This window comes from Aurantimonas litoralis (assembly GCF_026153195.1).
Classification (GTDB): Bacteria; Pseudomonadota; Alphaproteobacteria; order Rhizobiales; family Rhizobiaceae; genus Aurantimonas; species Aurantimonas coralicida.
This window is the reverse complement of sequence record NZ_JAPFBM010000031.1, coordinates 1-1,596: the sequence shown is the minus strand read 5'-3', so window position 1 is coordinate 1,596 and position 1,596 is coordinate 1. Positions and strand designations below refer to the sequence as shown.

At 62.7% G+C, this 1,596-nt stretch carries 2 protein-coding genes and 1 pseudogene; all 3 read right to left on the bottom strand.

All coding sequences use genetic code 11. The features are described from left to right. The coding region (locus N7I30_RS21695; RefSeq protein WP_498641060.1) for a methyltransferase at positions 1-501 on the bottom strand (501 nt) is incomplete at its 3' end. After that, positions 498-1,116: pseudogene (locus N7I30_RS21690) on the bottom strand (HAD-IC family P-type ATPase); the annotation flags it as partial. The gene N7I30_RS21695 and the pseudogene N7I30_RS21690, both read right to left, overlap by 4 nt. A gap of 72 nt (positions 1,117-1,188) precedes the next feature. Then, on the bottom strand, positions 1,189-1,596 hold a 408-nt coding region (locus N7I30_RS21685; RefSeq protein ID WP_498641059.1), incomplete at its 5' end, for a cation transporter dimerization domain-containing protein.

Genomic DNA, 1,596 nt, shown 5'->3' with positions numbered 1-1,596 from the left:
CAGCCAGAAGGCGGTGGCGCAAACGATCATCGCGATCGACGGAACCGCCAGTGCCAGGCCTAGGGCCATTGCGAGCAAGCCGAGGAACACCGGGTTGCGTGAGACCCCAAATAAAGCCTGCGTGACCAGTGCGTCCGGCGCGGCAAAGGGAACTCCCACGCGCCAACGTTTTCCCATGCTGGACTGCGCAAAAACCGTCAGGAACTGGCCTGCCAGCGCCAACGCCAATCCGACTGCGTGCAGCCATCCGAGCTTGCCGACCGGACGCAGGATCGGCCACCTTATCTCTGCGGCATATCCGATCAGCGCGCCAAGGGCGCCGATGACACTCAGGCGGAACAATCCCTGTGCTACCTGCTGGCGTGCGGTTCCGGCGAAGCCGTAGGCCTTGCCGCCGATCATGGATGACGTTCGGCTGGTTGCAATCATCAACCAGACGCAGGTTGTCAGGAGTATGATGCCAGGCCCGAGGCGAAGAGCCTGCTCAGCGAGTTCGGTCATTGCGGCCTCCAGGCGAGTAGTCGCATGGCGTTGGCCGTCACCAATACCGTCGCGCCCGTATTCGCGAGGATGGCTGGCCATAAACCGGTTACGCCGAGCAGCGTCGTGGCCAGGAACACCGCCTTGAGGCCAAGCGCGATCGCGATGTTCTGATGAATGTTGCGCATTGTGGATCGCGACAAGGCAATCATGTCCGGAATGTCCTGAACCCGGCCATGCAGGACCGCGGCGTCCGCTGTTTCCAGAGCCACGTTGGTCCCTCCACCCATGGCGATGCCTATGTCTGCGGCAGCCAGGGCGGGGGCGTCGTTGATGCCGTCGCCGACCTTGGCAACGAAATGGCCCTCCGCCTGGAGGTCTCGCACCGCCTGCTGCTTGTCCTGCGGCAGCAATTCCGACCGCGACCGGATCCCCAGGCTCGTCGCTACGGCGTCTCCTGTCCGTCGGTTGTCGCCCGTCAGCATCATGATCAGGACGCCTCGACCGCGCAGGGCCCTGAGCCCCGATGCGGCATCGGGGCGGGGCTTCGTCCCGCATGGCGATCAGACCTGCAACCGTGTTACCGGCCAGAAGGACGGAGACGGTCTTGCCCGCGTCGTTGAGGACGGTGATCTTGGTGCTAACGTCCTCGCAGATCTGCGTGCGCCGACCGGGCGAAGCAGACTGTGGAACTCGGTGCGGCCGGTCTCAATCTTGCCGGCTAGGACGGGCGTCGTGGCCATACAGATGTGCGCTGCAATGCGACTGGTCCTCTCGCTCGAACTCGAGCGTTGAATGGGTGATGCAGAACTCGCTTTCGAGCATCCGCTTGATCGCTTGCTTGATGTCTTCGAGGCGATCCCAGGCTTTCATCTCTATCACCACATGGGTGTCGAGAGCGGCAACATGCTCCTCCATCTGCCAAAAATGGGCATGATGGATGTCCGCGACACCGTCGACTCCGCGTAACGCAGCGACAACGGAGTCATTGTCGATGTCCGGCGGGCTGCCCAGCATCAGGGTCCGGATCGGGCCTCCAATCTCGGTGAAAGCGAGATAGAGGATGTAGAGCGCGATGCCGATCGTGATGGCCGGATCAACCCAGCGCATGTCGTA